The organism is Lysobacter terrae (assembly GCF_054782215.1).
Genome location: NZ_BAAGSX010000001.1, coordinates 1 through 21,461 on the forward strand (window position 1 = coordinate 1; position 21,461 = coordinate 21,461).

Genomic DNA, 21,461 nt, shown 5'->3' on the forward strand with positions numbered 1-21,461 from the left:
AGGCCTGCGCTTCGCGATCCGCGAAGGCGGCCGTACCGTCGGCGCCGGCGTGGTGTCGAAGATCCTGAAGTGACGAATTGACCCGGGTGCGCCCCAAGGCGCACCCGGGTCTGCTCTAGGGCCAAGCCAGGCTTGCAATAGCCAGGCGATACCCTCTAGAATGCAAGACCCTCGCGGCCATTCGACTTATCGAACGGCCACGAACCAGCGAAATGAGGTGCAGGAAGCGCTTCGTTTTCGCCAGACAGGGAAATGTCGCGCGGCAGCGCTCCGTCCGTTCCGAAAAATAGTTCGGGACATTTATGACGGGGCCGTTTGCGCGTTCATGACTTCCAGTCTGGGCGGATCGGGCAACCGGTCTGCCTTTGTTTTTGAAAGATTTCCGGGGTTTGGTGCGGTCCCGGGGAGTTTGAAGCACCAAAAAAGTCCAGGGGTCCGGCACACCCAGTTGCCGGGCCTGTCGCTCTTTAACGAAGGAGTTTCCGCCATGGCGGACCAAAAGATCCGGATTCGGCTGAAGGCGTACGATCATCGTCTGATCGATCGCTCGGCCAGCGAGATCGTCGAGACGGCCAAGCGTACCGGTGCCCAGGTCAAGGGCCCGATCCCGCTGCCCACGAAGATCGAGCGTTACACCGTCCTGGTGTCCCCGCACGTCGACAAGGACGCGCGTGACCAGTACGAGACCCGCACGCACAAGCGCGTGCTCGACATCGTCGACCCCAACGACAAGACCGTGGACGCGCTGATGAAGCTCGAACTCGCGGCTGGCGTCGACGTGCAGATCAAGCTGACCTGAGGCCTGCCACTATGACCGCGAAGAAGTATTCGTTGGGCATCGTCGGCCGCAAGGCCGGCATGAGCCGTTTCTTCACCGCCGACGGCAAGTCGGTCCCGGTGACCCTGATCGAAGCCACCCCGAACCGCATCACCCAGATCAAGACGGTCGAATCCGACGGCTACAGCGCCGTGCAGGTGACCGCTGGCGTGAAGCGCGCCTCGCTGCTGACCAAGCCCGAAGCCGGCCACCTGGCCAAGGCCAAGGTCGAAGCCGGTCGCGGCCTGTGGGAGCTGCGCGTCGAAGCCGACCAGATCGGTGGCTTCGAAATCGGCGGCGAGATCAAGGCTGACATTTTCGAAGCCGGCCAGATCGTCGACGTCCAGGGCGTCACGAAGGGCAAGGGCTTCCAGGGCACCATCAAGCGCTGGAACTTCACCATGGGTGACGCCACCCACGGTAACTCGCTGTCGCATCGCTCGCCGGGCTCCATCGGCCAGCGCCAGACGCCGGGTCGCGTGTTCCCGGGCAAGAAGATGTCCGGCCACATGGGTGACGTGCAGCAGACGACGCAAGGCCTGGAAGTGGTCAAGGTCGACGCCGAGCGCGGCCTGATCGCGATCAAGGGCGCGGTTCCGGGTGCTCCGGGCGGCGACGTGATCGTGCGTCCGTCGAGCAAGGGAGTCTGATGATGGAACTCACCATTACCAATAGCAGCAAGACGCTGTCGGTCTCCGACGCGATCTTCGGCCGCGAATTCAGCGAAGACCTGGTTCACCAGGTGGTCGTTGCCTATCGCAACGCCGGTCGCGCCGGCACCAAGGCGCAGAAGACCCGCGCCGAAGTCAACGGCACGACCAAGAAGTCGAAGAAGCAGAAGGGCGGCGGTGCTCGTCACGGCGCTCTGACCGCTCCGATCTTCGTTGGCGGCGGCGTGACCTTCGCGGCCAAGCCGCGCAGCTTCGCGCAGAAGGTCAACCGCAAGATGTACCGCGCCGCGATCGCCGCGATCCTGTCGGAACTGAACCGTCAGGGCCGCATCATGGTCGTCGAGTCGTTCGACATCGAAGCGCCGAAGACCAAGGACCTGATTGCCAAGCTCAAGGGCCTGGAAGTCGGCAAGCGTCCGCTGATCGTTACCGAAGACGCCACCGAGAACCTGTACCTCTCGGCGCGCAACCTGCCGTACGTCGAAGTGCGTGACGTCCAGGGCCTGGATCCGGTTGCCCTCGTTGGCGCCGACTCGGTCGTGGTCACCGCCGACGCGGTCAAGAAGATCGAGGAGTGGCTGGCATGAACGACGCCAAGCTCTACAGCATCATCCGTGCGCCGCGCGTGTCCGAAAAGACCGCGCGCCTGCAGGAAGTTTCGAACCAGTACGTCTTTGAAGTCGCGAACGACGCAACCAAGGCCGACATCAAGGTCGCCGTGGAAAAGCTGTTCGCCGTCAAGGTCGAGGCGGTCAACGTCGTGAACGTGAAGGGCAAGAACAAGGCCTTCAAGTTCCGCATGGGCCGTCGCGGCGATTGGCGCAAGGCGTACGTGACGCTGGCCGAAGGCCAGTCGATCGACGTGATGGCCACGGCCTGAGGACAGATTCATGGCATTGATGACTTTCAAGCCCACCTCCGCCGGTCGCCGTAGCGCGGTCCGCGTGGTGACGCCGGGCCTGCACAAGGGCGCGCCGCACGCGGCGCTCGTTGAGAAGCAGGGCAAGACCGGTGGCCGTAACCACCACGGCCGCATCACCACCCGTCACATCGGTGGTGGTCACAAGCAGCACTACCGCATCATCGACTTCAAGCGCGACAAGGTCGGCATCCCCGCCCGCGTCGAGCGCATCGAGTACGACCCCAACCGCACCGCGCACATCGCGCTGCTGTGCTATGTCGACGGCGAGCGTCGCTACATCATCGCGCCCAAGGGCCTGAAGGATGGCGACCAGGTGATCTCGGGCCGCGAAGCCCCGATCCGCGTCGGCAACACGCTGCCGCTGAGCAACATCCCGGTCGGTACGACGGTGTGCTGCGTCGAGATGAAGCCGGGCAAGGGCGCCCAGCTGGCCCGCGCGGCCGGCGCCAGCGTCTACCTGGTCGCTCGCGAACAGGGTTACGCCACGCTGCGTCTTCGCTCCGGCGAAATGCGCAAGGTGCCGGTCGATTGCGCCGCCACCATCGGTGAAGTCGGCAACGACGAACACAACCTCGAGAAGCTCGGCAAGGCCGGCGCCAAGCGCTGGCGCGGTATCAAGCCGACCGTCCGCGGTGCGGCCATGAACCCGGTCGACCATCCGCACGGTGGTGGTGAAGCCAAGGCCGGCCAGGGTAATCCGCATCCGGTCACCCCGTGGGGTGTTCCGACCAAGGGTTACAAGACCCGCAAGAACAAGCGCACCTCGCAGTTCATCGTGCGCGATCGTAGGAGCTAATCGGCCATGGCACGTTCACTGAAGAAGGGCCCGTTCGTCGACCACCATCTGATGAAGAAGGTGGAGACCGCGGGTAACAACAAGAAGCCGATCAAGACCTGGTCGCGTCGTTCGACGGTCCTCCCGGAGTTCGTGGGTTTCACCATTGCCGTGCACAACGGCAAGAACCACATTCCGGTGCTGGTCAACGAGCAGATGGTTGGCCACAAGCTCGGCGAGTTCGCCCTGACCCGTACGTTCAAGGGTCATGGCGGCGACAAGAAGTCGGGTAAGTAAGGAGATGACCATGGAAGCGAAAGCCATCCTGCGCACTGCGCGCATCTCCCCGCAGAAGGCCCGCCTGGTCGCCGACCAGGTGCGTGGCCTGTCGGCCGAACGCGCCGTCAACCTGCTGAAGTTCTCGGACAAGAAGGCTGCGGCGCTGATCCGCAAGGTCGTGGAATCCGCGATCGCCAACGCCGAAAACAACCAGGGTGCCGACGTCGACGAGCTGCGTGTCAAGACGATCATGGTCGACGAAGGTCCGGCCCTGAAGCGTTTCATGGCGCGGGCCAAGGGCCGCGGTACCCGTATCCTCAAGCGCACCAGCCACATCACTGTGGTTGTGGGCGCGGGCAAGTAAGGCGGAGCACAGATATGGGTCACAAAGTACATCCGACCGGCATCCGCCTTGGCATCTCCAAGGACTGGACCTCCAAGTGGTTCGCCGGCAAGAAGCAGTACGCCGGTTTCCTGGCGGCTGACCTCAAGGTCCGCGAGATGCTGCGCAAGAAGCTTGCGCAAGCTGGCATCTCCAAGATCCTGATCGAGCGTCCGGCCAACAACGCCCGCGTCACGATCCACACCGCCCGTCCGGGCGTGGTGATCGGCAAGCGTGGTGAGGACATCGAGAAGCTGCGTAAGGAAGTCAGCGACGTGATGGGCGTTCCGGCGCACATCAACGTCACCGAAGTCCGCAAGCCCGAACTGGACGCACAGCTGGTCGCCGAGTCGATCGCGCAGCAGCTGGAGCGCCGCATCATGTTCCGCCGCGCGATGAAGCGTGCGGTCGGCAACGCGATGCGCCTGGGCGCGCTGGGCATCAAGGTGAACGTCGCCGGCCGTCTCAACGGCGCCGAAATCGCGCGTTCGGAGTGGTACCGCGAAGGTCGCGTGCCGCTGCACACGCTGCGTGCCGACATCGACTACGGCTTCGCTGAAGCCAAGACGACCTACGGCATCATCGGCATCAAGGTATGGGTCTACAAGGGCGAAATCTTCGATTTCTCCCAGGTTGGCCAGGAAAAGCAGGACGATTCCGCGGCCCCGCGCGCTGAGCGTGGTGACCGTCCGGACCGTGGCGACCGCAAGGATCGCAACGACCGTCCCGGCCGTGGCCGTCCGGCCCGCGAAGCGAGGTAATTGACCATGTTGCAACCCAAGCGAACCAAGTATCGCAAGATGCACAAGGGCCGCAACGACGGCCTGAGCTGGAGCGCAAACGCTGTCAGCTTCGGCGAGTACGGCCTGAAGTCGACGGCGACCGGTCAGCTGACCGCGCGCCAGATCGAGGCTGCACGTCGTTCCATCAGCCGTTACGTCAAGCGTGGCGGCAAGATGTGGATCCGCGTGTTCCCCGACAAGCCGATCACCAAGAAGCCGATCGAAGTCCGAATGGGCTCCGGTAAGGGCAACGTCGAGTATTGGGTCGCCCAGATCCAGCCCGGCCGCATGATCTACGAGATCGAAGGTGTGGACGAAGCCACGGCGCGCGAAGCGTTCCGTCTGGCCGCGGCCAAGCTCTCGGTCACCACCACTTTCGTGACCCGTACGGTGCGCTAATGGAACTGAAAGAACTCCGCGCGAAGTCGGCCGACGAGCTGAAGGCCCACCTGGCCGACCTGCACAAGGAGACGTTCGCGCTCCGCATGCAGAAGGCTACCGGCCAGCTCGCCAAGACCCACGAAGCCCGCCGCGTGCGCCGCGAGATTGCTCGCGTCAACACGCTGCTCGGGCAGAAGAAGTAAGGACCCGCAGTCATGACCGACAACAAAACAGAGAAGGCGCTGCGCACGGTAGAAGGCCGGGTCGTTAGCAACAAGATGGACAAGACGGTGACGGTTCTCGTCGAGCGTCAGGTCAAGCACGCGCTGTACGGCAAGTACATCCGCCGCTCGACCAAGCTGCACGCTCACGACGCCGACAATTCGTGCAACGAGGGCGATATCGTCCGCGTGGCCGAATGTGCGCCGATGTCCAAGACCAAGAACTGGCGCGTGGTGACGATCGTCACTCGTGCGGCCGAATAAGAGGAGGGCTGACTCATGATCCAGATGCAGAGCTACCTCGACGTGGCTGACAACTCCGGTGCCAAGGAAGTGATGTGCATTAAGGTGCTGGGCGGCTCCAAGCGCCGCTACGCCGGCATCGGCGACATCATCAAGGTCACCGTGAAGGACGCGATCCCGCGCGGCAAGGTCAAGAAGGGCGACGTCTACGACGCCGTCGTCGTGCGCACCCGCAAGGGCGTGCGTCGTCCGGACGGTTCGCTGATCCGCTTCGACGGCAACGCCGCCGTGCTCCTGAACAACAAGCAGGAACCGATCGGTACCCGCATCTTCGGGCCAGTGACCCGCGAGCTGCGTACCGAGAAGTTCATGAAGATCGTCTCGCTGGCACCTGAAGTGCTCTGAGCGGAGGAATTGAGATGAACCGTATCCGCAAGGGCGACCAGGTTGTCGTCACCGCCGGCAAGGACAAGGGCAAGAAGGGCGACGTGATCCGCGTGGCCGGCGACAAGGTCGTCGTGTCCAACGTCAACGTCATCAAGCGCCACACCAAGCCGAACCCGCAGGCCGGCCAGCCCGGTGGCGTGATCGAGCGTGAGGCGCCGATCCATATTTCCAACGTGATGCTGTTCAACCCGGCCACCGGCAAGGGCGAACGCGTTGCTTTCAAGGTGCTGGAGGATGGACGCAAATTGCGTGTGTTCCGCTCCAGCGGCGAGGCTATCTGACATGAGCACCCGTCTCGAAAAGTTCTACAAGGACGAAGTCGTCCCGGCCCTGACCAAGAAGTTCGGTTACACGAACCCGATGGAAGTGCCGCGTCTGACCAAGATCACGATCAACATGGGCGTGGGCGAAGCCGCCACGAACAAGAAGATCCTGGAAAACGCCGTCGCCGACCTGACCAAGATCGCCGGTCAGAAGCCGATCGTGACGAAGAGCCGCGTGTCGGTGGCTTCGTTCAAGATCCGTGACGGCTGGCCGATCGGCTGCAAGGTCACGCTGCGCCGCGCGCACATGTTCGAGTTCCTCGATCGCCTGATCAACGTTTCGCTGCCGCGCGTCCGCGACTTCCGCGGCGTGTCGGGCCGTTCGTTCGACGGCCGCGGCAACTACAACATGGGCCTGAAGGAACAGATCATCTTCCCGGAAATCGACTTCGACGCCGTCGACGCGATCCGCGGCATGGATATCGCCATCACGACCACCGCCAAGACCGACGCCGAAGCCAAGGCGCTGCTCGAAGCGTTCCGCTTCCCGTTCCGTAACTGATTTCGAGAGACATAGATCATGGCCAAGACCTCAATGATCAACCGCGAAATCAAGCGGAAGAAGTTGAACAAGCAGCACGGCGCGAAGCGCGAAGCGCTGAAGAAGATCATCTCCAGCCTGACCGCGTCGTACGAAGAGAAGATCGAAGCCGCGACCAAGCTGCAGAAGCTGCCGCGCGACTCCTCCGAGAGCCGTCAGCGCAACCGTTGCGAACTGTCGGGCCGCTCGCGCGGCGTCTACCGCAAGTTCGGCCTGGGCCGCAACATGCTGCGCAAGGCGACCATGAACGGCGACGTTCCGGGTCTGCGTAAGGCGTCCTGGTAAGCAACAAGGCCGGCGAGTCTGCTAGACTTGCCGGCTGCTCCAAGCGCCCGGCCCGGCTATCCAGCCCGGCTGGGCGTTACAACTAAGTATTCGCAATCCTGCGGATATCGGTGCACTCATAGGTGACTTTTCATGAGCATGACTGATCCCATCGCCGACATGCTGGTCCGCATCAAGAATGCGGCGGCTGTTCGGAAGCAGACGGTGAAGATGCCGTCGTCCAAGATCAAGACCGCGATCGCCGGCGTCCTGAAGGACGAGGGCTACATCGCTGATTTCCGCGTGACCCAGAACGGCGCCAAGGCCGAGCTCGAAGTCGTGCTGAAGTATTTCGAAGGCAAGCCGGTGATCGAGCGCCTCGAGCGCTACTCGCGTTCCGGTCTGCGCCAGTACCGTGGCAAGGACGCGCTGCCGAAGGTCCTCGGTGGCCTGGGCGTCGCCATCATCTCCACCTCCAAGGGCATCATGACCGATGCGCAGGCGCGCCAGCAGGGCGTCGGCGGTGAAGTCCTGTGCTTCGTGGCCTAACAGGAGCTCGCTAATATGTCTCGTGTAGCCAAGAAGCCGATCGCCCTGCCGAAGGGCGTCGACGTCAACGTCGCCAACGACACCATCACCGCCAAGGGCCCGAAGGGCACCCTGAACGTGGTCAAGCCGGCCGGCATCGAACTGAAGGTCGACGGCGGCAACGCCGTATTCTCGACCGAGAACGCCGAGCAGGTCGCTCTGACCGGCACCCTGCGCGCGATCCTCGCCAACATGGTGAAGGGCGTCTCCGAAGGCTTCGAGCGCAAGCTCGAACTGGTGGGCGTCGGTTACCGCGCCGCGATGCAGGGCAAGGACCTGAACCTGTCGCTGGGTTATTCGCACCCGGTGCTGTTCACGGCCCCGGAAGGCATCACCATCGCCACCCCGACCCAGACCGAAGTGGTCGTCTCGGGCGCCGACAAGCAGCGCGTGGGCGAAGTCGCCGCCAAGATCCGCGGCTTCCGTCCGCCGGAGCCGTACAAGGGCAAGGGCGTGAAGTACGCCGGCGAAGTCATCATCCGTAAGGAAGCGAAGAAGGCCTAACCGGGCTTTCGGCTTCGAGGAACCAGATCATGAGCATCAAGAACACCGCCCGCCTGCGCCGCGCCAAGTCGACCCGCGCGCACATCCGCGAACTCGGCGTGCCGCGCCTGACCGTGCTGCGCACGGGCCAGCACCTGTACGCCCAGGTCTTCACCGCCGACGGCTCCAAGGTCCTGGCTGCGGCCTCGACCACCCAGGCCGACGTCAAGGCTGGCCTGAGCAGCGGCAAGAACGTCGAAGCCGCCGCCAAGGTCGGTCGCGCCATCGCCGAGAAGGCCAAGGCCGCGGGTGTCGAGAAGGTCGCGTTTGACCGTTCGGGCTACCGTTACCACGGCCGCATCAAGGCTCTGGCTGACGCTGCGCGCGAAGGCGGCCTGCAGTTCTGATTCATTGCGGCGGAACTTTTCCGCCGCAAATCGCACAGAAGGCGAGGCGGACTTTGGTCCGCCCTTCGCTTGAAAGCTGGGAGGTTCGCCTCCACGCAGTGCCAACCTGCCGGTGTGGATTACACCGGGCGCGTTGCCGGATTGCCGGTTCCGCGAAACATCCGCAGCAGCCCACAACGATAAGCGGCCACGCCGCAAATCCCTTAACTACCGAGTAATCGAAATGGCAGAAGAACAGCGTGCACCGCGCGGCCGCGACCGTGATCGCGATCGCCAGCGCGAGGAAATGGATGACGGCATGATCGAGAAGCTGATCGCCGTCAATCGCGTCAGCAAGACCGTCAAGGGCGGTCGCCAGTTCACCTTCACCGCGCTGACGGTGGTGGGCGACGGCAACGGCAAGGTCGGCTTCGGCTACGGCAAGGCGCGCGAAGTGCCGGTCGCCATCCAGAAGTCGATGGAATACGCCCGCAAGAGCTTCGTGAACGTCGATCTGAACAACGGCACCCTGTGGCATTCGGTCAAGTCCGGCCACGGCGCGGCTCGCGTGTTCATGCAGCCGGCTTCGGAAGGTACCGGCGTGATCGCCGGCGGTGCGATGCGCGCCGTGCTCGAAGCGGTGGGCGTGAAGAACGTGCTGGCCAAGGCCACCGGTTCGCGCAACCCGATCAACCTGGTCCGCGCCACGATGAAGGGCCTGGGCGAGATGCATTCGCCGGCCAAGATCGCGGCCAAGCGCGGCAAGAAGGTGGAGGACCTGAACCATGGCTAAGAAGGAAGCGGCAGCCGCCGGCACCGTCAAGGTCCGTCTGGTCAAGGGTCTTCGTGGCACCCAGGCCCGTCACCGTCTTTCGGTGAAGGCGCTGGGCCTGAACAAGCTCAACGATGTGCGTGAACTGAAGGACAGCCCGTCTGTGCGCGGCCTGATCAATCAGCTCCACTACCTCGTTCGCGTCGAGGAGTAATCAACATGCGTCTCAACACTCTGCAGCCTGCCGACGGCGCCCGTACCGAACGCAAGCGCGTCGGTCGCGGTATCGGTTCCGGCCTGGGCAAGACCGCGGGTCGCGGTCACAAGGGTTCGTTCGCTCGCTCCGGTAAGGGCAAGATCAAGGCGGGCTTCGAAGGCGGTCAGATGCCGATGCAGCGTCGTCTGCCGAAGATCGGCTTCCGTTCGCTGATCAAGAAGGACACCGCTGAAGTCCTGCTGTACGCGCTGGATAAGCTCGACGCCGGTGACATCGACCTGGCCGCCCTCAAGGCCGCCAAGCTCGTGCCGCCGAACGCCAAGCAGGCCAAGATCGTGAAGAAGGGCGAGCTGACCAAGAAGTTCGCGCTGAAGGGTCTGCTGGCCACGGCCGGCGCCAAGGCCGCGATCGAAGCGGCTGGCGGCTCCATCGCCTAAGTTGTAAAGCGCCGCCCGCCGGTAACGGCGGGCGGCGAATGTTAGTGGATGCGTAGCGCATCTGAAATTCGCAAAAGCACTGACCAGAATCGGAGCAGGCATCAAGATGGCGAAAAGCAGCAACGCAATGGCCGGTCTCGGCGGCGGACTCGGTAAGTTCACCGAGCTGCGCCAGCGCCTGCTGTTCGTCGTCGGCGCCCTGGTCGTCTACCGCATCGGCTGCTACATCCCGGTGCCGGGCGTGAACCCCGACAAGATGTTGGAGCTGATGCAGACCCAGCAGGGCACCATCGTCGACATGTTCAACATGTTCTCGGGTGGCGCGCTGCACCGCTTCAGCCTGTTCGCACTGAACGTCATGCCGTACATCTCGGCATCGATCATCGTGCAGCTGCTGACCCAGATCGTGCCGAGCCTGAAGGCCATCCAGAAGGAAGGCGAGTCGGGTCGTCGCAAGATCAACCAGTGGTCGCGCATGGGCGCGATCCCGCTGGCCGTATTCCAGGCCTGGGGCATTGCGACGGCGCTGCAGAGCGGCGGCGCGGCCCAGGGCATTCCGGTGGTCTACAACCCCGGTCCCGGCTTCATCCTGACCGCGGTGATCGCGCTGACCGCCGGCACCATCTTCCTGATGTGGCTGGGCGAGCAGGTCACCGAGCGCGGCATCGGCAACGGCGTCTCGCTGATCATCTTTTCGGGCATCGTCGCCGGCCTGCCGGCTGCGGTGATCGGCATGTTCGAGCAGATCCGCAACGGCGACATGAATGCCATCGCGGCGCTCGTGGTGGCGGCCCTGGTGTTGGGCTTCACCTACCTGGTGGTGTTCGTCGAACGCGGCCAACGCCGGATCACGGTGAACTACGCGCGGCGCCAAGGCGGCCGCAGCGCGTACATGAACCAGTCCTCGTTCCTGCCGCTCAAGCTCAACATGTCGGGCGTGATCCCGCCGATCTTCGCTTCGAGCATCGTGATGTTCCCGGCGACCGCGGCTGCCTGGTTCAGCCAAGGCAGCTCGGCCACGTGGTTGCAGAAGCTGGCGCAGATGCTCAACTCGGGCCAGCCGCTGCATATGATTCTGTATGCATCGCTGATCATCGGTTTCGCGTTCTTCTATACCGCGCTGGTGTTCAATTCGCAGGAAACCGCCGACAATCTGAAGAAGTCGGGCGCGCTGATCCCGGGCATCCGTCCGGGCAAGGCCACCGCCGACTACGTCGACGGCGTGCTAACCCGCCTGACCGCGGCCGGTGCGATCTACCTGGTGCTGGTCTGCTTGCTGCCGGAGATCATGCGCACGCAGCTGGGTACCTCGTTCTACTTCGGCGGCACCTCGCTGCTGATCGTGGTGGTGGTGGTGATGGACTTCATTGCGCAGATCCAGGCGCACCTGATGTCGCATCAGTACGAAAGCCTGCTGAAGAAGGCGAACCTTAAGGGTTCGCGTGGCGGCCTCGGCCGCTGATAGAAACAACGCGGTTCCGACCTGGTCGGGACTGATTGGCGGTTCGGGAATCTTCCCGGCCGCAACGAATCCCGGATAGGCACCGGGATTCAGATGGGCGACCCGGGCGGCGTCTCGCGCACGGGTGGTTCCGGGCCTTTCGCGCACCAGAGTAGTGCGCGGGGCCGGGCAGGTAGGTCCTCCGTAAGGAGGCGCTTACCGGTTCGGCCAGTCCGGGACTGTCGCCGGAGCATGGGCACACTCCCCATGCCGGGTATTGGGACTTCGGTCCCGGTACTTCCAAGTAACCCGAGACCCTGTTAAAATCTCTTGTTCACTCCGCCGAGTTCATAGCTCGGCTGCCAAACCAGTTGGAGAATCGCGTCATGGCGCGTATTGCTGGCGTCAACCTGCCTGCCCAGAAGCACGTCTGGGTCGGGCTGCAAAGTATCTACGGCATCGGCCGTACCCGTTCCAAGCAGGTCTGCGACGCCGCTGGCGTCACCAAGACCACCAAGATCCGTGACCTGTCGGAACCGGAAGTTGAGCGCCTGCGCGCCGAGATCGCGAAGTTTGTGGTCGAAGGCGACCTGCGCCGCGAGATCGGCATCTCGATCAAGCGTCTGATGGACCTGGGCAGCTATCGCGGCCTGCGTCACCGCCGCGGCCTGCCGCTGCGTGGTCAGCGCACCCGTACCAATGCACGTACCCGCAAGGGTCCGCGCAAGGCCATCAAGAAGTAAGGGGTAGAAGACCATGGCCAAGCCGGCTGCTGCTGCCAAGACCAAGAAGAAGATCAAGCGTGTCGTCACCGACGGCATCGCCCACGTCCACGCTTCTTTCAACAACACCATCATCACGATCACCGACCGCCAGGGCAACGCGCTGTCGTGGGCGACTTCGGGCGGCGCGGGTTTCCGCGGTTCGCGCAAGTCGACCCCGTTCGCCGCGCAGGTCGCCGCCGAAAAGGCCGGCCGTGCTGCCCTCGACTACGGCCTGAAGACGCTTGAAGTGCGTATCAAGGGTCCGGGTCCGGGTCGCGAGTCCGCCGTTCGTTCGCTGAACAACGTCGGCTACAAGATCGCCAACATCATCGACGTCACGCCGATTCCGCACAACGGCTGCCGTCCGCCCAAAAAGCGTCGCGTCTGAGGAGCTGAAGACACATGGCTCGTTATATTGGTCCCAAGTGCAAGCTCTCCCGTCGTGAAGGCGCCGACCTCTCGCTGAAGTCGCCCGTCCGCGCTCTCGACTCGAAGTGCAAGCTCGAACAAAAGCCCGGCCAGCATGGCCCGACCGCCCGCAAGGGCAAGCTGTCGGACTACGCCACGCAGCTGCGCGAGAAGCAGAAGGTCAAGCGCATCTACGGCTTGCTGGAGCGTCAGTTCCGTAACTACTACAAGAAGGCCTCGAACAAGAAGGGCAACACGGGTGAGAACCTGCTGCAGCTCCTCGAGACCCGTCTTGACAACGTCATCTACCGCATGGGCTTCGCCGTGACCCGTCCGGCCGCTCGCCAGCTGGTTTCGCACCGCGGCGTCACGGTCAACGGCAAGTCGGTCAACCTGCCGTCGTTCCAGGTCAAGGCCGGCGACGCGATCGCCCTGTCGGAACGCGCCCAGAAGCAGCTGCGCGTGCAGGAATCCCTGGGCGTCTCCGCTCAGATGGAACTCTCGCCGTCGTGGGTTGAAGTGGATGCCAAGAAGTTCGCTGGTGTGTTCAAGGCTGTGCCGGATCGTTCCGACCTGCCGAGCGACATCAACGAAGCGCTGATCGTCGAGTTGTACTCGAAGTAAGGACGGGCGCGACCCGCAAGGGTCGCCACCGCCAAAAGCCAGGCTGGTGCGCGCCGCGCACCGGCCTCTCCCTCCAACTGGAGGGAGCTCCAAAAGCCTAAAAGCCATCGTATCCCCCTAACGAAACGACGGCATTGCAGGAGAAAGCAACAACATGACGGTTACCGCCAATCAGGTTCTGCGCCCCCGTGGTCCCCAGATCGAACGCATCTCCGGCCATCGCGCCAGGGTCGTGATCGAGCCGCTCGAGCGCGGCTACGGCCACACTCTCGGCAACGCGCTGCGCCGCGTGCTGCTGTCCTCGATCCCCGGCTTCGCTATCACCGAAGTCGACATCGACGGCGTGCTGCACGAGTACACCACCGTCGAAGGCCTCGAAGAGGACGTGCTGGAAGTCCTGCTGAACCTCAAGGACGTCGCCATCCGCATGCACACCGGTGACAGCTCCATGCTGTCGCTGAGCAAGCAGGGTCCGGGCATCGTCACTGCGGCCGACATCAAGACCGACCACAACGTCGAAATCCTCAACCCGGAACACGTGATCGCGCACCTGACCAAGGACACTGCGCTGAACATGCGTCTGAAGATCGAGCGCGGTTTCGGCTACCAGCCGGCGGCTGCCCGTCGTCGTCCGGACGAGGAAACCCGCGCGATCGGCCGTCTGATGCTGGACGCCTCGTTCTCGCCGGTCCGCCGCGTCGCTTACGCCGTGGAAGCCGCGCGTGTCGAGCAGCGCACCGACCTCGACAAGCTGGTCCTGGACATCGAAACCAACGGCACGATCGACGCCGAGGAAGCCGTGCGCACCGCCGCCGACATCCTCAGCGATCAGCTGTCGGTGTTCGGCGACTTCACCCACCGCGATCGCGGCGCTGCCAAGCCGCAGACCGGCGGCGTGGATCCGATTCTGCTGCGTCCGATCGACGACCTCGAACTGACCGTGCGTTCGGCCAACTGCCTCAAGGCCGAGAGCATCTACTACGTCGGCGATCTGATCCAGAAGACCGAAGTCGAGCTGCTCAAGACGCCGAACCTCGGCAAGAAGTCGCTCACCGAGATCAAGGAAGTCCTCGCGCAGCGTGGTCTTTCGCTCGGCATGAAGCTCGAGAACTGGCCGCCGGCCGGTATCGCTTCCCACGGGATGATGGGCTAAGAGCAACAAGCGATCCCCGTCCTCGGACGGGGATCGTGCAACACCCGTCGACGGACCTGAAGGTTCGCGACACGCCGATCAGGGAAAAGATCGGTTCGGACCATCCGCAGTCCAAGTTCCAACGCCACGATGGCGACAGCGAAATCCAATAGTTCCAACATTCATCAGGAATCAAAATCATGCGCCACCAGAAATCCGGTCGTGCCCTCAGCCGCACCACCGCCCATCGCGAAGCGATGTTCAGCAACATGGCCGCCTCGCTGATCAAGCACGGCCTCATCCGCACCACCCTGCCGAAGGCCAAGGAGCTGCGTCGCGTCGCCGAGCCGCTCATCACCCTGGCCAAGAAGGATGGCGTCGCCAACCGTCGTCTCGCCTTCTCGCGCCTGCGCGACAAGGAAGCTGTGGGCACGCTGTTCACCACCCTCGGCCCGCGTTACGCGACCCGTCCGGGCGGCTACCTGCGCATCCTCAAGTGCGGTTTCCGCGCTGGCGACAACGCGCCGATGGCCTACGTCGAACTGGTCGATCGTCCGGAAGCCGCGCAGTAAGCGCGCCGCTTCAACCGGTTCATACGAAAGCCCTGGCCTTGGCCGGGGCTTTCGCTTTCTGGAAAAGGAACTGCCGTTGGCGCGCGCGAGCGGACCGTTCGTGCGGCCGCGCGGAACCCGCCGCGACCATTGCTGTCTTTGCACGCATCCGGCCAGCCGTTAAGGTAACGACATGAATCCCTTCCGCGCCTCGTTCCGCATCCAGTTCCTGCTCGGGTTCCTCGCCTGTGCCGCGATGCTGGGTTATGCCTTCCACACCCAGTTCCGCGATGTGAATCCGCTGGAGCCGTGTCCGCTGTGCATCTTCCAGCGCATCGCGTTCTTCTCCCTCGGCGTCGTGTTCCTGATCGGTGCTTTGCACGGCCCCGCGAAGGCGGCATGGCGTCGCGTCTACGGTGTGCTGGCGCTGATCGCGGCCGGCACGGGGATCGTGATCGCGGGACGTCACGTCTGGATCACGCATCTGCCCGCGGACCAGGTGCCCAGCTGCGGCGCGCCGTTCGAATTCATGCGCCAGACCATGGGCCCGTTGAAGCTCATCGAGAAGGTGATGACCGGCTCGGGTGAATGCGCGAAGGTCGACTGGACGTTCCTCGGCATGTCGATGCCAGCATGGAGCCTGCTGTCGCTGATCGTGCTCGCGGTGTGGGCGGGTTACGCGGCCTTCCGCAGGCGCTGATTTCACGCGCGCTATCGGCGGCGTCCGGTATTCCAACACGGCATCAGCCGTTGCCGCTGTAACCGTTGCAGCGCCTGCATTTCAGGCGGATGATGGAAATTCGCTGCATCGCAGCAACTGCCAACGTTCGAGACCATGTCCGCTTCCGATCGCAATCTCCGCGCCGTCAACCTGCCGACCGAATGGTCCCCGGCAAGCTGGCGCGGATATCCGGCGCTGCAGTTGCCGACGTATCCCGATCCGGTCGCGCTCGAAGGCGTGCTGCAGGAAATGCATGCGCTGCCGCCGCTGGTCACGTCGTGGGAAATCCTCGCGCTGCAGAAGCAGATCGCCGAAGCACAGGAAGGCAAGCGCTTCCTGCTGCAGGGCGGCGATTGCGCGGAAGTGTTCGAGGCTTGCACGCCGGAAGTCATTTCCAACCGCCTGAAGGTGCTGCTGCAGATGAGCCTGGTGCTCGTGCACGGCCTGCGCCTGCCGGTGGTGCGTGTGGGCCGTTTCGCCGGTCAGTACGCGAAGCCGCGCTCGGCCGATAGCGAAACCCGCGATGGCGTCACTTTGCCGAGCTATCGCGGCGACATCATCAACGGACCGGACTTCACCGAGGAAGCACGCATTCCGGATCCGCGCCGCATGGTCAAGGCGCATGCGCGCTCCGCGATGACGATGAATTTCGTCCGCTCGCTGATCGATGGCGGATTCGCCGACCTGCATCATCCCGAATATTGGAACCTGAGCTGGGTCGGCCACTCGCCGCTGGCCGACGAATACCAGCGCATGGTCGACGGCGTCGGCGATGCCGTGCGGTTCATGGAGACCTTGTCGGGCAGCGAGGTGCATAACCTCAACCGCGTCGATTTCTACACGTCGCACGAAGCCCTGTTGCTGCCGTACGAGGAATCGCAGACGCGCCAGGTGCCGCGACAGTGGGGCTGGTTCAACCTCAGCACGCATTACCCATGGATCGGCATGCGCACAGCGCAGCTCGATGGCGCGCACATCGAATACTTCCGCGGCATCCGCAACCCGATCGCCCTTAAGGTCGGTCCGTCGGCGACGCCCGATCAGTTGCTGCGCGTCATCGACGCGCTCAATCCCAACGACGAGCCCGGCCGCCTCACGCTCATTCATCGCATGGGGGCCGCGCACGTCGCGGAGAAGCTGCCGGCGCTGCTGGATGCGGTGAAGCGCGACGGCCGCCGCGTGCTGTGGGTGTGCGATCCGATGCACGGCAATACCGAGAGCACCACCAACGGCTACAAGACGCGCCGCTTCCGCAATATCCGCAGCGAACTGGAGCAGGCGTTCGAGTTGCACGCCGCGGCCGGCACGCGACTGGGTGGCGTGCATCTGGAGCTCACTGGCGAAGACGTTACCGAATGCCTGGGCGGCGCGCGCGAACTCACCGAGAGCGATCTGGAACGCGCCTACCGCTCCACCGTCGATCCGCGCCTCAACTACGAGCAGGCGCTGGAAATCGCGATGTTGATCGTGCGCAAGCAGGCGCAACTGGCCCGGCCGGAATAACCGGCCGCGGCCTCGCCGGCAGATCGCCTACTTCGCTGCAGTAGCCTGAGTGCCGGCGATCGGAAGCGTCGCCAGGAACTGCGGTGCCTTGCGCGCCTTGGTCGTCTGTTCGAACGAATAGCCCAGTTCGAGCAGACGCGGTTCGCTCCACGCCGTGCCCATGAAGACCAGGCCCAAGGGCAGTCCGCGCGCATCGCCCATCGGCACGGTCAGGCTGGGGTAGCCTGCCACCGCGGCCGCGCCGTACCCGGACGGCACCTGCGGATCGCCGTTGGTCATGTCCGCCATCCACGCCGCGCGGGTCGCCGGCGCAATCAAGGCATCCAGTCGTTGCGCCTGCAACGCTGCGTCGATGCCTTCCACACCGGCGAGCCGCCGGATGGTGCTGCGTGTGTCCAGATACACGGGGTCGCTCAAGGGGCCCTTCGCATCGGCCTGCTCGAACAGGTCCTGGCCGAAGTAGCTCAACTCGTCGCCCGCGTGACGCCTGTTGAAATCCATGAGCTCCGCGAGCGTGCGGACTGGCGCATTGCGGCTTTCCAGATAGTGCTCCAGGCCGGCCTTGAATTCCCAGGTGAGCACGTCGAGCTCGCCGGCTTCCCATTGTCCGTCGGTGGGAATCTGCGCATCGACTACGACGGCACCGGCACGCCGCATCGCGGCGATGGCGCGTTCCATGGCCGCATCGACATCCGCATCCACGCCCATCTTGTTGCGCAGCACGCCGATACGCGCGCCGTGCAAGCCGTCGGCCTTGAGGTGCAGTGGATAGTCGAACACCGCACGGCCCACGCTGTTGGCGGTCACCGCGTCGCCTTCGTCGCGCCCGACCATCGCCGCCAGTAGGTAGGCCGCGTCGGCGACGCTGCGCGCCATCGGGCCGGCGGTGTCCTGACTGCTGGAAATCGGAATGATGCCGTTGCGGCTTACCAGTCCCACGGTGGGCTTCAAGCCCACCAGACCGGACACGGATGACGGGCACAGGATGCTGCCATCGGTTTCGGTCCCCACGCCTACCGCGGCGAGATTCGCCGCGATCGCGGCCGCGGTGCCCGAACTCGATCCGCACACGCTGCGATCGAGCACATACGGATTGCGCGTCAGACCGCCACGCCCGCTCCAGCCCGAAGTGGAATGCACGGAGCGGAAGTTGGCCCACTCGCTGAGATTGGTCTTGCCGAGGATGACGGCACCGGCCGCGCGCAAGCGCTCGACGACGAATGCATCGTGAGCCGGCCGATGCTGCGCGAGCGCAAGCGAACCGGCCGAATTCACCATCGGCGTCGCATCGATGTTGTCCTTGAGCAGTACCGGGATGCCGTGCAGCGGGCTGCGCACGCGGCCGGCCTTGCGTTCGGCGTCGCGTGCGGCGGCTTCCTTGAGCGCGTCGGGATTGAGTTCGATGACCGCGTTGAGCTTCGGGCCGGCGTCGTCGATGGCGGCGATGCGGTCGAGATAGGCCTGCGTCAGTTGCTGGCTGTCGAGTTCGCCGCGCGCCATGCGTGCGCTCAGATCGCTGATGCTGGCTTCGGTAAAGGGGAAGTCGCCGGCCGCCGTCGACGCGGGCGCAGCGTCATCGGAGGAAGCGATGCTCTTGAGCTGATCGCATCCTCCCAGCGTCGTCGCGATGGCCAGGGCCAACAGGGTCGCGGGCACGGAGCGCCCACCGCAGAAACGGCTCAGGACAGACATGCATTTCCCCTAACCGCGGCTTGGCGCGGACCTGCGCAGCATGGCCTTCACACCGGGAGGGGACAAGGGCGGGGCAGCGGCCAAGGCGTGCACCGCGTCACGCTGTACGCATGAGGTTTCGGCGAAGCCGACGGCCGGGCTATTCGGCTCGTCGAGCGGTGCTTAGCGAATGCGCGGCAGCGCTCGACGAGTGCCGCGAGGGCACGGCTCAGTGGCGACGCTTGAAGAGATCGCGCGCCAGGACCCAGACCACGATCACGTTGACCGCGAACACGGCCACCGACAGCCAGCCCGGATGCTGGATCAGCGCATAGATGTCCAGCGGGAGATAGACCGCCGCACTGATGCAGCCCAGCCACGAGGCCCACGTGCGCACCTGCCACAGGCCCCAGCCTTCGACGAAGCGCAGGATCGCGTACGCCAGGCCGATGCCCGCCGCCAGGTGCACCGAATCGGGATTGATAATGCGCGACAGCCAGTCGATCGCACCGTGGTGCGGATCGAGCTGGAAGCGGTTGATCAGCTCATGCAGCCAACGCTGCAGCGGCACGGGGCCGAGGATTTCCAGGCCGCTGGCGGCGAGCAGCGCCAGCAAGCCCTTGACCGCCTCGAAGACCGCGATGACGTGCAACCCCGGATGCGCATGCGGATCGGGGTTGTAGTGGTGCTCCTCATGCGGAGCACCCGTCATCGGCTGGCGAAGCCCGTTATCCACGAAGCCGTCGTCGCTCAACGGCGCGATCAGGCGGCGCGCGAGGCGCGCTTGCGATCGCTTTCGGTGAGGAACTTCTTGCGCAGGCGGATTTCCTTCGGGGTGACTTCGACCAGCTCGTCGTCCTCGATGAAGTCCAGCGCCTGCTCCAGCGAGTACTTGATCGCCGGCGTCAGCTTGATCGCGTCATCCTTGCCCGAAGCGCGCATGTTGGTGAGCGGCTTGGTCTTGATGGCGTTGACGGTCAGGTCGTTGTCCTTGGAGTGGATTCCGATCAGCTGACCTTCGTACACGTTGTCGCCTTCGGCCGCGAACAGGCGGCCGCGCTCTTCCAGCGGGCCCAGCGAGTAGGCGGGCGTGGCGCCGGCGGCATTCGCGATCATCACGCCGTTGATGCGCTTGGCGATCGCGCCGGTTTCCTTCGGGCCGTAGTGGTCGAACACGTGGAACAGCAGGCCCGAACCCTGGGTGAGGGTGCGGAACTCGTTCTGGAAGCCGATCAGACCGCGCGCCGGGATCATGTAATCCAGACGCACGCGACCCTTGCCATCGGGTTCCATGTTCTTCAGTTGGGCCTTGCGGGTGCCGAGCTTTTCCATGACGCCGCCCTGGTGCTGCTCTTCGATGTCGACCACCAGCTGCTCGACCGGCTCCATCAGCTGGCCGTCGACTTCCTTGATGATGACTTCCGGGCGCGACACGGCCAGTTCGAAGCCTTCGCGACGCATGTTCTCGATCAGCACCGACAGGTGCAGTTCGCCGCGGCCCGAGACCAGGAACTTGTCCGGATCGGAGCCTTCTTCGACCTTCAGTGCGACGTTGTGCAGCGTTTCGCGCTCCAGGCGCTCGCGCAGCTGGCGGCTGGTGAGGAACTTGCCGCCGCTGAGCTCCTTGTGACCGGCGAACGGCGAGTTGTTCACCTGGAAGGTCATGCTGATGGTCGGCTCGTCCACCGTGAGGGCGGGCAGGGCTTCCGGGTTGTCCAGCGCGCAGACGGTGTCGGAGATGGAGAGGTCCGCGACGCCGGAGATGGCAACGATGTCGCCGGCTTCGGCTTCTTCGGTCTCCAGGCGCTCCAGGCCCATGAAGCCGAGCACCTGCAGGACCTTGCCCTGGCGCTTCTTGCCTTCACGGTCGACCACGCTGACGGGCATGTTGCGGCGGACCTTGCCGCGCTGGATGCGGCCGATGCCGATCAGGCCGACGAAGTTGCTGTAATCCAGCTGGCTGATGCGCATCTGGAACGGGCCGTCGAGGTCGACCTGCGGCGGCGGCACGTGCTTCATGATCGCTTCGTACAGCGGGGTCATGTCGCCGTCGCGCGCGGCATCGTCGAGGCTGGCGTAGCCGTGCAGCGCCGAGGCGTAGACGATCGGGAAGTCGAGCTGCTCGTTGGTGGCGCCGAGCTTGTCGAACAGGTCGAACACCTGGTCGATGACCCAATCCGGACGCGCGCCCGGGCGGTCGATCTTGTTGACGACCACGATCGGCTTGAAGCCCATCGCGAACGCCTTCTGGGTCACGAAGCGTGTCTGCGGCATCGGGCCGTCCATCGCATCGACCAGGATCAGCACCGAGTCGACCATCGACAGCACGCGCTCGACCTCGCCGCCGAAGTCGGCGTGGCCTGGGGTGTCGACGATGTTGATGCGGTTGCCCTGCCAGGTGATGGCGGTGTTCTTGGCCAGGATCGTGATGCCACGCTCCTTTTCCTGGTCATTGCTGTCCATCGCGCGTTCGGCCAGCACCGTGCGTTCGGACAGGGTGCCCGACTGCTTGAGCAGGCAGTCGACGAGGGTGGTCTTGCCATGGTCGACGTGGGCGACGATGGCGATATTGCGCAGGCGTTCGATGGACATGCGGGGAGGGGCGCCGAAGACCGGCACCAGGGCAGCGGAAGGAAGCCGGAAATTATAGCCTGTGCGGGTTACCCGCGTCCCGTTCAGTCTGGACGCCTGCGGTATTCTTGTCGGTCCCGTTCA

General features: G+C 64.3%; 33 protein-coding genes. 30 read left to right on the forward strand and 3 right to left on the reverse strand.

The window, feature by feature from the left end:
• From ACYVJ8_RS00005 to ACYVJ8_RS00150, 30 genes are all read left to right on the forward strand, one after another.
• Positions 1-73: EF-Tu C-terminal domain-related protein (locus ACYVJ8_RS00005; protein ID WP_217650079.1), on the forward strand; the 73-nt coding region annotated here is incomplete at its 5' end.
• Between the two features lie 414 nt (positions 74-487).
• Positions 488-799: a 30S ribosomal protein S10 gene (gene rpsJ, locus ACYVJ8_RS00010; RefSeq protein ID WP_187711359.1), complete on the forward strand. Its 312-nt coding sequence runs from the start codon at positions 488-490 to the stop codon at positions 797-799.
• Between the two features lie 11 nt (positions 800-810).
• On the forward strand, positions 811-1,467 hold the full coding sequence (gene rplC, locus ACYVJ8_RS00015) for a 50S ribosomal protein L3 (protein WP_460708561.1): 657 nt from the start codon (positions 811-813) through the stop codon (positions 1,465-1,467).
• 2 nt (positions 1,468-1,469) lie between these two features.
• Positions 1,470-2,075: a 50S ribosomal protein L4 gene (rplD, locus tag ACYVJ8_RS00020; RefSeq protein ID WP_460708563.1), complete on the forward strand. Its 606-nt coding sequence runs from the start codon at positions 1,470-1,472 to the stop codon at positions 2,073-2,075.
• Complete coding sequence (rplW, locus tag ACYVJ8_RS00025; protein ID WP_386754269.1) at positions 2,072-2,368, forward strand: 50S ribosomal protein L23; 297 nt, start codon at positions 2,072-2,074, stop codon at positions 2,366-2,368. Before rplD ends, rplW begins: the two co-directional genes overlap by 4 nt.
• A 10-nt stretch (positions 2,369-2,378) precedes the next feature.
• On the forward strand, positions 2,379-3,206 hold the full coding sequence (gene rplB / locus ACYVJ8_RS00030) for a 50S ribosomal protein L2 (protein WP_460708565.1): 828 nt from the start codon (positions 2,379-2,381) through the stop codon (positions 3,204-3,206).
• A 6-nt stretch (positions 3,207-3,212) separates the two neighbouring features.
• Entirely contained in the window at positions 3,213-3,482 is a 270-nt protein-coding gene (gene rpsS / locus ACYVJ8_RS00035) for a 30S ribosomal protein S19 (protein WP_187711364.1), read from the forward strand.
• A gap of 10 nt (positions 3,483-3,492) precedes the next feature.
• Positions 3,493-3,828 carry a 50S ribosomal protein L22 gene (gene rplV / locus ACYVJ8_RS00040; RefSeq protein WP_187711365.1) on the forward strand — a complete coding sequence of 112 codons (336 nt, stop codon included), beginning with the start codon at positions 3,493-3,495 and terminating at the stop codon, positions 3,826-3,828.
• A gap of 14 nt (positions 3,829-3,842) precedes the next feature.
• Positions 3,843-4,607, forward strand: a complete 765-nt coding sequence (rpsC, locus tag ACYVJ8_RS00045) for a 30S ribosomal protein S3 (protein ID WP_187711366.1) — start codon at positions 3,843-3,845, stop codon at positions 4,605-4,607.
• 6 nt (positions 4,608-4,613) lie between these two features.
• The gene (gene rplP / locus ACYVJ8_RS00050) at positions 4,614-5,027 is read left to right on the forward strand and encodes a 50S ribosomal protein L16 (protein ID WP_056136011.1); all 414 of its coding nucleotides are present in this window, start codon (positions 4,614-4,616) and stop codon (positions 5,025-5,027) included.
• A complete protein-coding gene (rpmC, locus tag ACYVJ8_RS00055) occupies positions 5,027-5,212 on the forward strand; it encodes a 50S ribosomal protein L29 (protein WP_460708569.1) in 186 nt (61 codons plus the stop codon). The genes rplP and rpmC overlap by 1 nt, the downstream gene beginning before the upstream one ends.
• Before the next feature lie 12 nt (positions 5,213-5,224).
• The gene (gene rpsQ / locus ACYVJ8_RS00060; RefSeq protein ID WP_056136006.1) at positions 5,225-5,494 is read left to right on the forward strand and encodes a 30S ribosomal protein S17; all 270 of its coding nucleotides are present in this window, start codon (positions 5,225-5,227) and stop codon (positions 5,492-5,494) included.
• A 15-nt stretch (positions 5,495-5,509) separates the two neighbouring features.
• Complete coding sequence (gene rplN, locus ACYVJ8_RS00065) at positions 5,510-5,878, forward strand: 50S ribosomal protein L14 (protein WP_056136003.1); 369 nt, start codon at positions 5,510-5,512, stop codon at positions 5,876-5,878.
• 14 nt (positions 5,879-5,892) lie between these two features.
• The gene (gene rplX / locus ACYVJ8_RS00070) at positions 5,893-6,201 is read left to right on the forward strand and encodes a 50S ribosomal protein L24 (protein ID WP_460708572.1); all 309 of its coding nucleotides are present in this window, start codon (positions 5,893-5,895) and stop codon (positions 6,199-6,201) included.
• Position 6,202: 1 nt separating this feature from the next.
• Positions 6,203-6,745, forward strand: coding sequence for a 50S ribosomal protein L5 (gene rplE, locus ACYVJ8_RS00075; RefSeq protein ID WP_460708574.1), 543 nt, complete (start codon positions 6,203-6,205; stop codon positions 6,743-6,745).
• A gap of 18 nt (positions 6,746-6,763) precedes the next feature.
• Entirely contained in the window at positions 6,764-7,069 is a 306-nt protein-coding gene (gene rpsN / locus ACYVJ8_RS00080) for a 30S ribosomal protein S14 (RefSeq protein WP_310053768.1), read from the forward strand.
• 132 nt (positions 7,070-7,201) lie between these two features.
• Entirely contained in the window at positions 7,202-7,597 is a 396-nt protein-coding gene (rpsH, locus tag ACYVJ8_RS00085) for a 30S ribosomal protein S8 (RefSeq protein WP_460708576.1), read from the forward strand.
• A 15-nt stretch (positions 7,598-7,612) separates the two neighbouring features.
• The gene (rplF, locus tag ACYVJ8_RS00090; RefSeq protein ID WP_460708578.1) at positions 7,613-8,140 is read left to right on the forward strand and encodes a 50S ribosomal protein L6; all 528 of its coding nucleotides are present in this window, start codon (positions 7,613-7,615) and stop codon (positions 8,138-8,140) included.
• A 29-nt stretch (positions 8,141-8,169) separates the two neighbouring features.
• On the forward strand, positions 8,170-8,526 hold the full coding sequence (gene rplR / locus ACYVJ8_RS00095; RefSeq protein ID WP_460708580.1) for a 50S ribosomal protein L18: 357 nt from the start codon (positions 8,170-8,172) through the stop codon (positions 8,524-8,526).
• A 223-nt stretch (positions 8,527-8,749) separates the two neighbouring features.
• Positions 8,750-9,298, forward strand: a complete 549-nt coding sequence (rpsE, locus tag ACYVJ8_RS00100; RefSeq protein WP_460708582.1) for a 30S ribosomal protein S5 — start codon at positions 8,750-8,752, stop codon at positions 9,296-9,298.
• Positions 9,291-9,491 (forward strand): 50S ribosomal protein L30, encoded by a 201-nt coding sequence (gene rpmD, locus ACYVJ8_RS00105; protein ID WP_460708584.1) that lies wholly within the window; start codon positions 9,291-9,293, stop codon positions 9,489-9,491. The genes rpsE and rpmD overlap by 8 nt, the downstream gene beginning before the upstream one ends.
• Positions 9,491-9,931 (forward strand): 50S ribosomal protein L15, encoded by a 441-nt coding sequence (gene rplO / locus ACYVJ8_RS00110; protein ID WP_460710959.1) that lies wholly within the window; start codon positions 9,491-9,493, stop codon positions 9,929-9,931. Before rpmD ends, rplO begins: the two co-directional genes overlap by 1 nt.
• Before the next feature lie 127 nt (positions 9,932-10,058).
• On the forward strand, positions 10,059-11,393 hold the full coding sequence (gene secY, locus ACYVJ8_RS00115; protein ID WP_460708586.1) for a preprotein translocase subunit SecY: 1,335 nt from the start codon (positions 10,059-10,061) through the stop codon (positions 11,391-11,393).
• 365 nt (positions 11,394-11,758) lie between these two features.
• A complete protein-coding gene (gene rpsM, locus ACYVJ8_RS00120; protein ID WP_460708588.1) occupies positions 11,759-12,115 on the forward strand; it encodes a 30S ribosomal protein S13 in 357 nt (118 codons plus the stop codon).
• Positions 12,116-12,128: 13 nt separating this feature from the next.
• Complete coding sequence (rpsK, locus tag ACYVJ8_RS00125; RefSeq protein WP_187711379.1) at positions 12,129-12,524, forward strand: 30S ribosomal protein S11; 396 nt, start codon at positions 12,129-12,131, stop codon at positions 12,522-12,524.
• Between the two features lie 14 nt (positions 12,525-12,538).
• Positions 12,539-13,168 (forward strand): 30S ribosomal protein S4, encoded by a 630-nt coding sequence (gene rpsD, locus ACYVJ8_RS00130; protein WP_460708590.1) that lies wholly within the window; start codon positions 12,539-12,541, stop codon positions 13,166-13,168.
• Positions 13,169-13,322: 154 nt separating this feature from the next.
• Positions 13,323-14,321, forward strand: coding sequence for a DNA-directed RNA polymerase subunit alpha (locus ACYVJ8_RS00135; RefSeq protein ID WP_460708592.1), 999 nt, complete (start codon positions 13,323-13,325; stop codon positions 14,319-14,321).
• A gap of 179 nt (positions 14,322-14,500) precedes the next feature.
• Positions 14,501-14,872 (forward strand): 50S ribosomal protein L17, encoded by a 372-nt coding sequence (rplQ, locus tag ACYVJ8_RS00140; protein ID WP_056135955.1) that lies wholly within the window; start codon positions 14,501-14,503, stop codon positions 14,870-14,872.
• A 172-nt stretch (positions 14,873-15,044) separates the two neighbouring features.
• Positions 15,045-15,551, forward strand: coding sequence for a disulfide bond formation protein B (locus ACYVJ8_RS00145; RefSeq protein ID WP_460708595.1), 507 nt, complete (start codon positions 15,045-15,047; stop codon positions 15,549-15,551).
• Positions 15,552-15,686: 135 nt separating this feature from the next.
• Positions 15,687-17,075 carry a class II 3-deoxy-7-phosphoheptulonate synthase gene (locus ACYVJ8_RS00150; protein WP_460708597.1) on the forward strand — a complete coding sequence of 463 codons (1,389 nt, stop codon included), beginning with the start codon at positions 15,687-15,689 and terminating at the stop codon, positions 17,073-17,075.
• Between the two features lie 27 nt (positions 17,076-17,102).
• Here the strand turns inward: ACYVJ8_RS00150 and ACYVJ8_RS00155 are convergent, their stop codons facing one another.
• The 3 genes from ACYVJ8_RS00155 to typA all read right to left on the reverse strand — a co-directional run bounded on the left by ACYVJ8_RS00155 (position 17,103) and on the right by typA (position 21,338).
• Positions 17,103-18,716: an amidase gene (locus tag ACYVJ8_RS00155; protein WP_460710961.1), complete on the reverse strand. Its 1,614-nt coding sequence runs from the start codon at positions 18,714-18,716 to the stop codon at positions 17,103-17,105.
• 259 nt (positions 18,717-18,975) lie between these two features.
• Complete coding sequence (locus ACYVJ8_RS00160) at positions 18,976-19,458, reverse strand: DUF2127 domain-containing protein (RefSeq protein WP_460710963.1); 483 nt, start codon at positions 19,456-19,458, stop codon at positions 18,976-18,978.
• 50 nt (positions 19,459-19,508) lie between these two features.
• Positions 19,509-21,338 carry a translational GTPase TypA gene (gene typA / locus ACYVJ8_RS00165; protein ID WP_460708599.1) on the reverse strand — a complete coding sequence of 610 codons (1,830 nt, stop codon included), beginning with the start codon at positions 21,336-21,338 and terminating at the stop codon, positions 19,509-19,511.
• Positions 21,339-21,461 lie beyond the last annotated feature (123 nt).

What these genes read in the sequence shown, in the direction of transcription:
- rpsJ (WP_187711359.1), top strand. Translation starts at nt 488, where the DNA reads ATGGCGGACCAAAAGATCCGGATTCGGCTGAAGGCGTACGATCATCGT.
- rplC (WP_460708561.1), top strand. Translation starts at nt 811, where the DNA reads ATGACCGCGAAGAAGTATTCGTTGGGCATCGTCGGCCGCAAGGCCGGC.
- rplD (WP_460708563.1), top strand. Translation starts at nt 1,470, where the DNA reads ATGGAACTCACCATTACCAATAGCAGCAAGACGCTGTCGGTCTCCGAC.
- rplW (WP_386754269.1), top strand. Translation starts at nt 2,072, where the DNA reads ATGAACGACGCCAAGCTCTACAGCATCATCCGTGCGCCGCGCGTGTCC.
- rplB (WP_460708565.1), top strand. Translation starts at nt 2,379, where the DNA reads ATGGCATTGATGACTTTCAAGCCCACCTCCGCCGGTCGCCGTAGCGCG.
- rpsS (WP_187711364.1), top strand. Translation starts at nt 3,213, where the DNA reads ATGGCACGTTCACTGAAGAAGGGCCCGTTCGTCGACCACCATCTGATG.
- rplV (WP_187711365.1), top strand. Translation starts at nt 3,493, where the DNA reads ATGGAAGCGAAAGCCATCCTGCGCACTGCGCGCATCTCCCCGCAGAAG.
- rpsC (WP_187711366.1), top strand. Translation starts at nt 3,843, where the DNA reads ATGGGTCACAAAGTACATCCGACCGGCATCCGCCTTGGCATCTCCAAG.
- rplP (WP_056136011.1), top strand. Translation starts at nt 4,614, where the DNA reads ATGTTGCAACCCAAGCGAACCAAGTATCGCAAGATGCACAAGGGCCGC.
- rpmC (WP_460708569.1), top strand. Translation starts at nt 5,027, where the DNA reads ATGGAACTGAAAGAACTCCGCGCGAAGTCGGCCGACGAGCTGAAGGCC.
- rpsQ (WP_056136006.1), top strand. Translation starts at nt 5,225, where the DNA reads ATGACCGACAACAAAACAGAGAAGGCGCTGCGCACGGTAGAAGGCCGG.
- rplN (WP_056136003.1), top strand. Translation starts at nt 5,510, where the DNA reads ATGATCCAGATGCAGAGCTACCTCGACGTGGCTGACAACTCCGGTGCC.
- rplX (WP_460708572.1), top strand. Translation starts at nt 5,893, where the DNA reads ATGAACCGTATCCGCAAGGGCGACCAGGTTGTCGTCACCGCCGGCAAG.
- rplE (WP_460708574.1), top strand. Translation starts at nt 6,203, where the DNA reads ATGAGCACCCGTCTCGAAAAGTTCTACAAGGACGAAGTCGTCCCGGCC.
- rpsN (WP_310053768.1), top strand. Translation starts at nt 6,764, where the DNA reads ATGGCCAAGACCTCAATGATCAACCGCGAAATCAAGCGGAAGAAGTTG.
- rpsH (WP_460708576.1), top strand. Translation starts at nt 7,202, where the DNA reads ATGAGCATGACTGATCCCATCGCCGACATGCTGGTCCGCATCAAGAAT.
- rplF (WP_460708578.1), top strand. Translation starts at nt 7,613, where the DNA reads ATGTCTCGTGTAGCCAAGAAGCCGATCGCCCTGCCGAAGGGCGTCGAC.
- rplR (WP_460708580.1), top strand. Translation starts at nt 8,170, where the DNA reads ATGAGCATCAAGAACACCGCCCGCCTGCGCCGCGCCAAGTCGACCCGC.
- rpsE (WP_460708582.1), top strand. Translation starts at nt 8,750, where the DNA reads ATGGCAGAAGAACAGCGTGCACCGCGCGGCCGCGACCGTGATCGCGAT.
- rpmD (WP_460708584.1), top strand. Translation starts at nt 9,291, where the DNA reads ATGGCTAAGAAGGAAGCGGCAGCCGCCGGCACCGTCAAGGTCCGTCTG.
- secY (WP_460708586.1), top strand. Translation starts at nt 10,059, where the DNA reads ATGGCCGGTCTCGGCGGCGGACTCGGTAAGTTCACCGAGCTGCGCCAG.
- rpsM (WP_460708588.1), top strand. Translation starts at nt 11,759, where the DNA reads ATGGCGCGTATTGCTGGCGTCAACCTGCCTGCCCAGAAGCACGTCTGG.
- rpsK (WP_187711379.1), top strand. Translation starts at nt 12,129, where the DNA reads ATGGCCAAGCCGGCTGCTGCTGCCAAGACCAAGAAGAAGATCAAGCGT.
- rpsD (WP_460708590.1), top strand. Translation starts at nt 12,539, where the DNA reads ATGGCTCGTTATATTGGTCCCAAGTGCAAGCTCTCCCGTCGTGAAGGC.
- ACYVJ8_RS00135 (WP_460708592.1), top strand. Translation starts at nt 13,323, where the DNA reads ATGACGGTTACCGCCAATCAGGTTCTGCGCCCCCGTGGTCCCCAGATC.
- rplQ (WP_056135955.1), top strand. Translation starts at nt 14,501, where the DNA reads ATGCGCCACCAGAAATCCGGTCGTGCCCTCAGCCGCACCACCGCCCAT.
- ACYVJ8_RS00145 (WP_460708595.1), top strand. Translation starts at nt 15,045, where the DNA reads ATGAATCCCTTCCGCGCCTCGTTCCGCATCCAGTTCCTGCTCGGGTTC.
- ACYVJ8_RS00150 (WP_460708597.1), top strand. Translation starts at nt 15,687, where the DNA reads ATGTCCGCTTCCGATCGCAATCTCCGCGCCGTCAACCTGCCGACCGAA.
- ACYVJ8_RS00160 (WP_460710963.1), bottom strand. Translation starts at nt 19,458, where the DNA reads ATGACGGGTGCTCCGCATGAGGAGCACCACTACAACCCCGATCCGCAT.
- typA (WP_460708599.1), bottom strand. Translation starts at nt 21,338, where the DNA reads ATGTCCATCGAACGCCTGCGCAATATCGCCATCGTCGCCCACGTCGAC.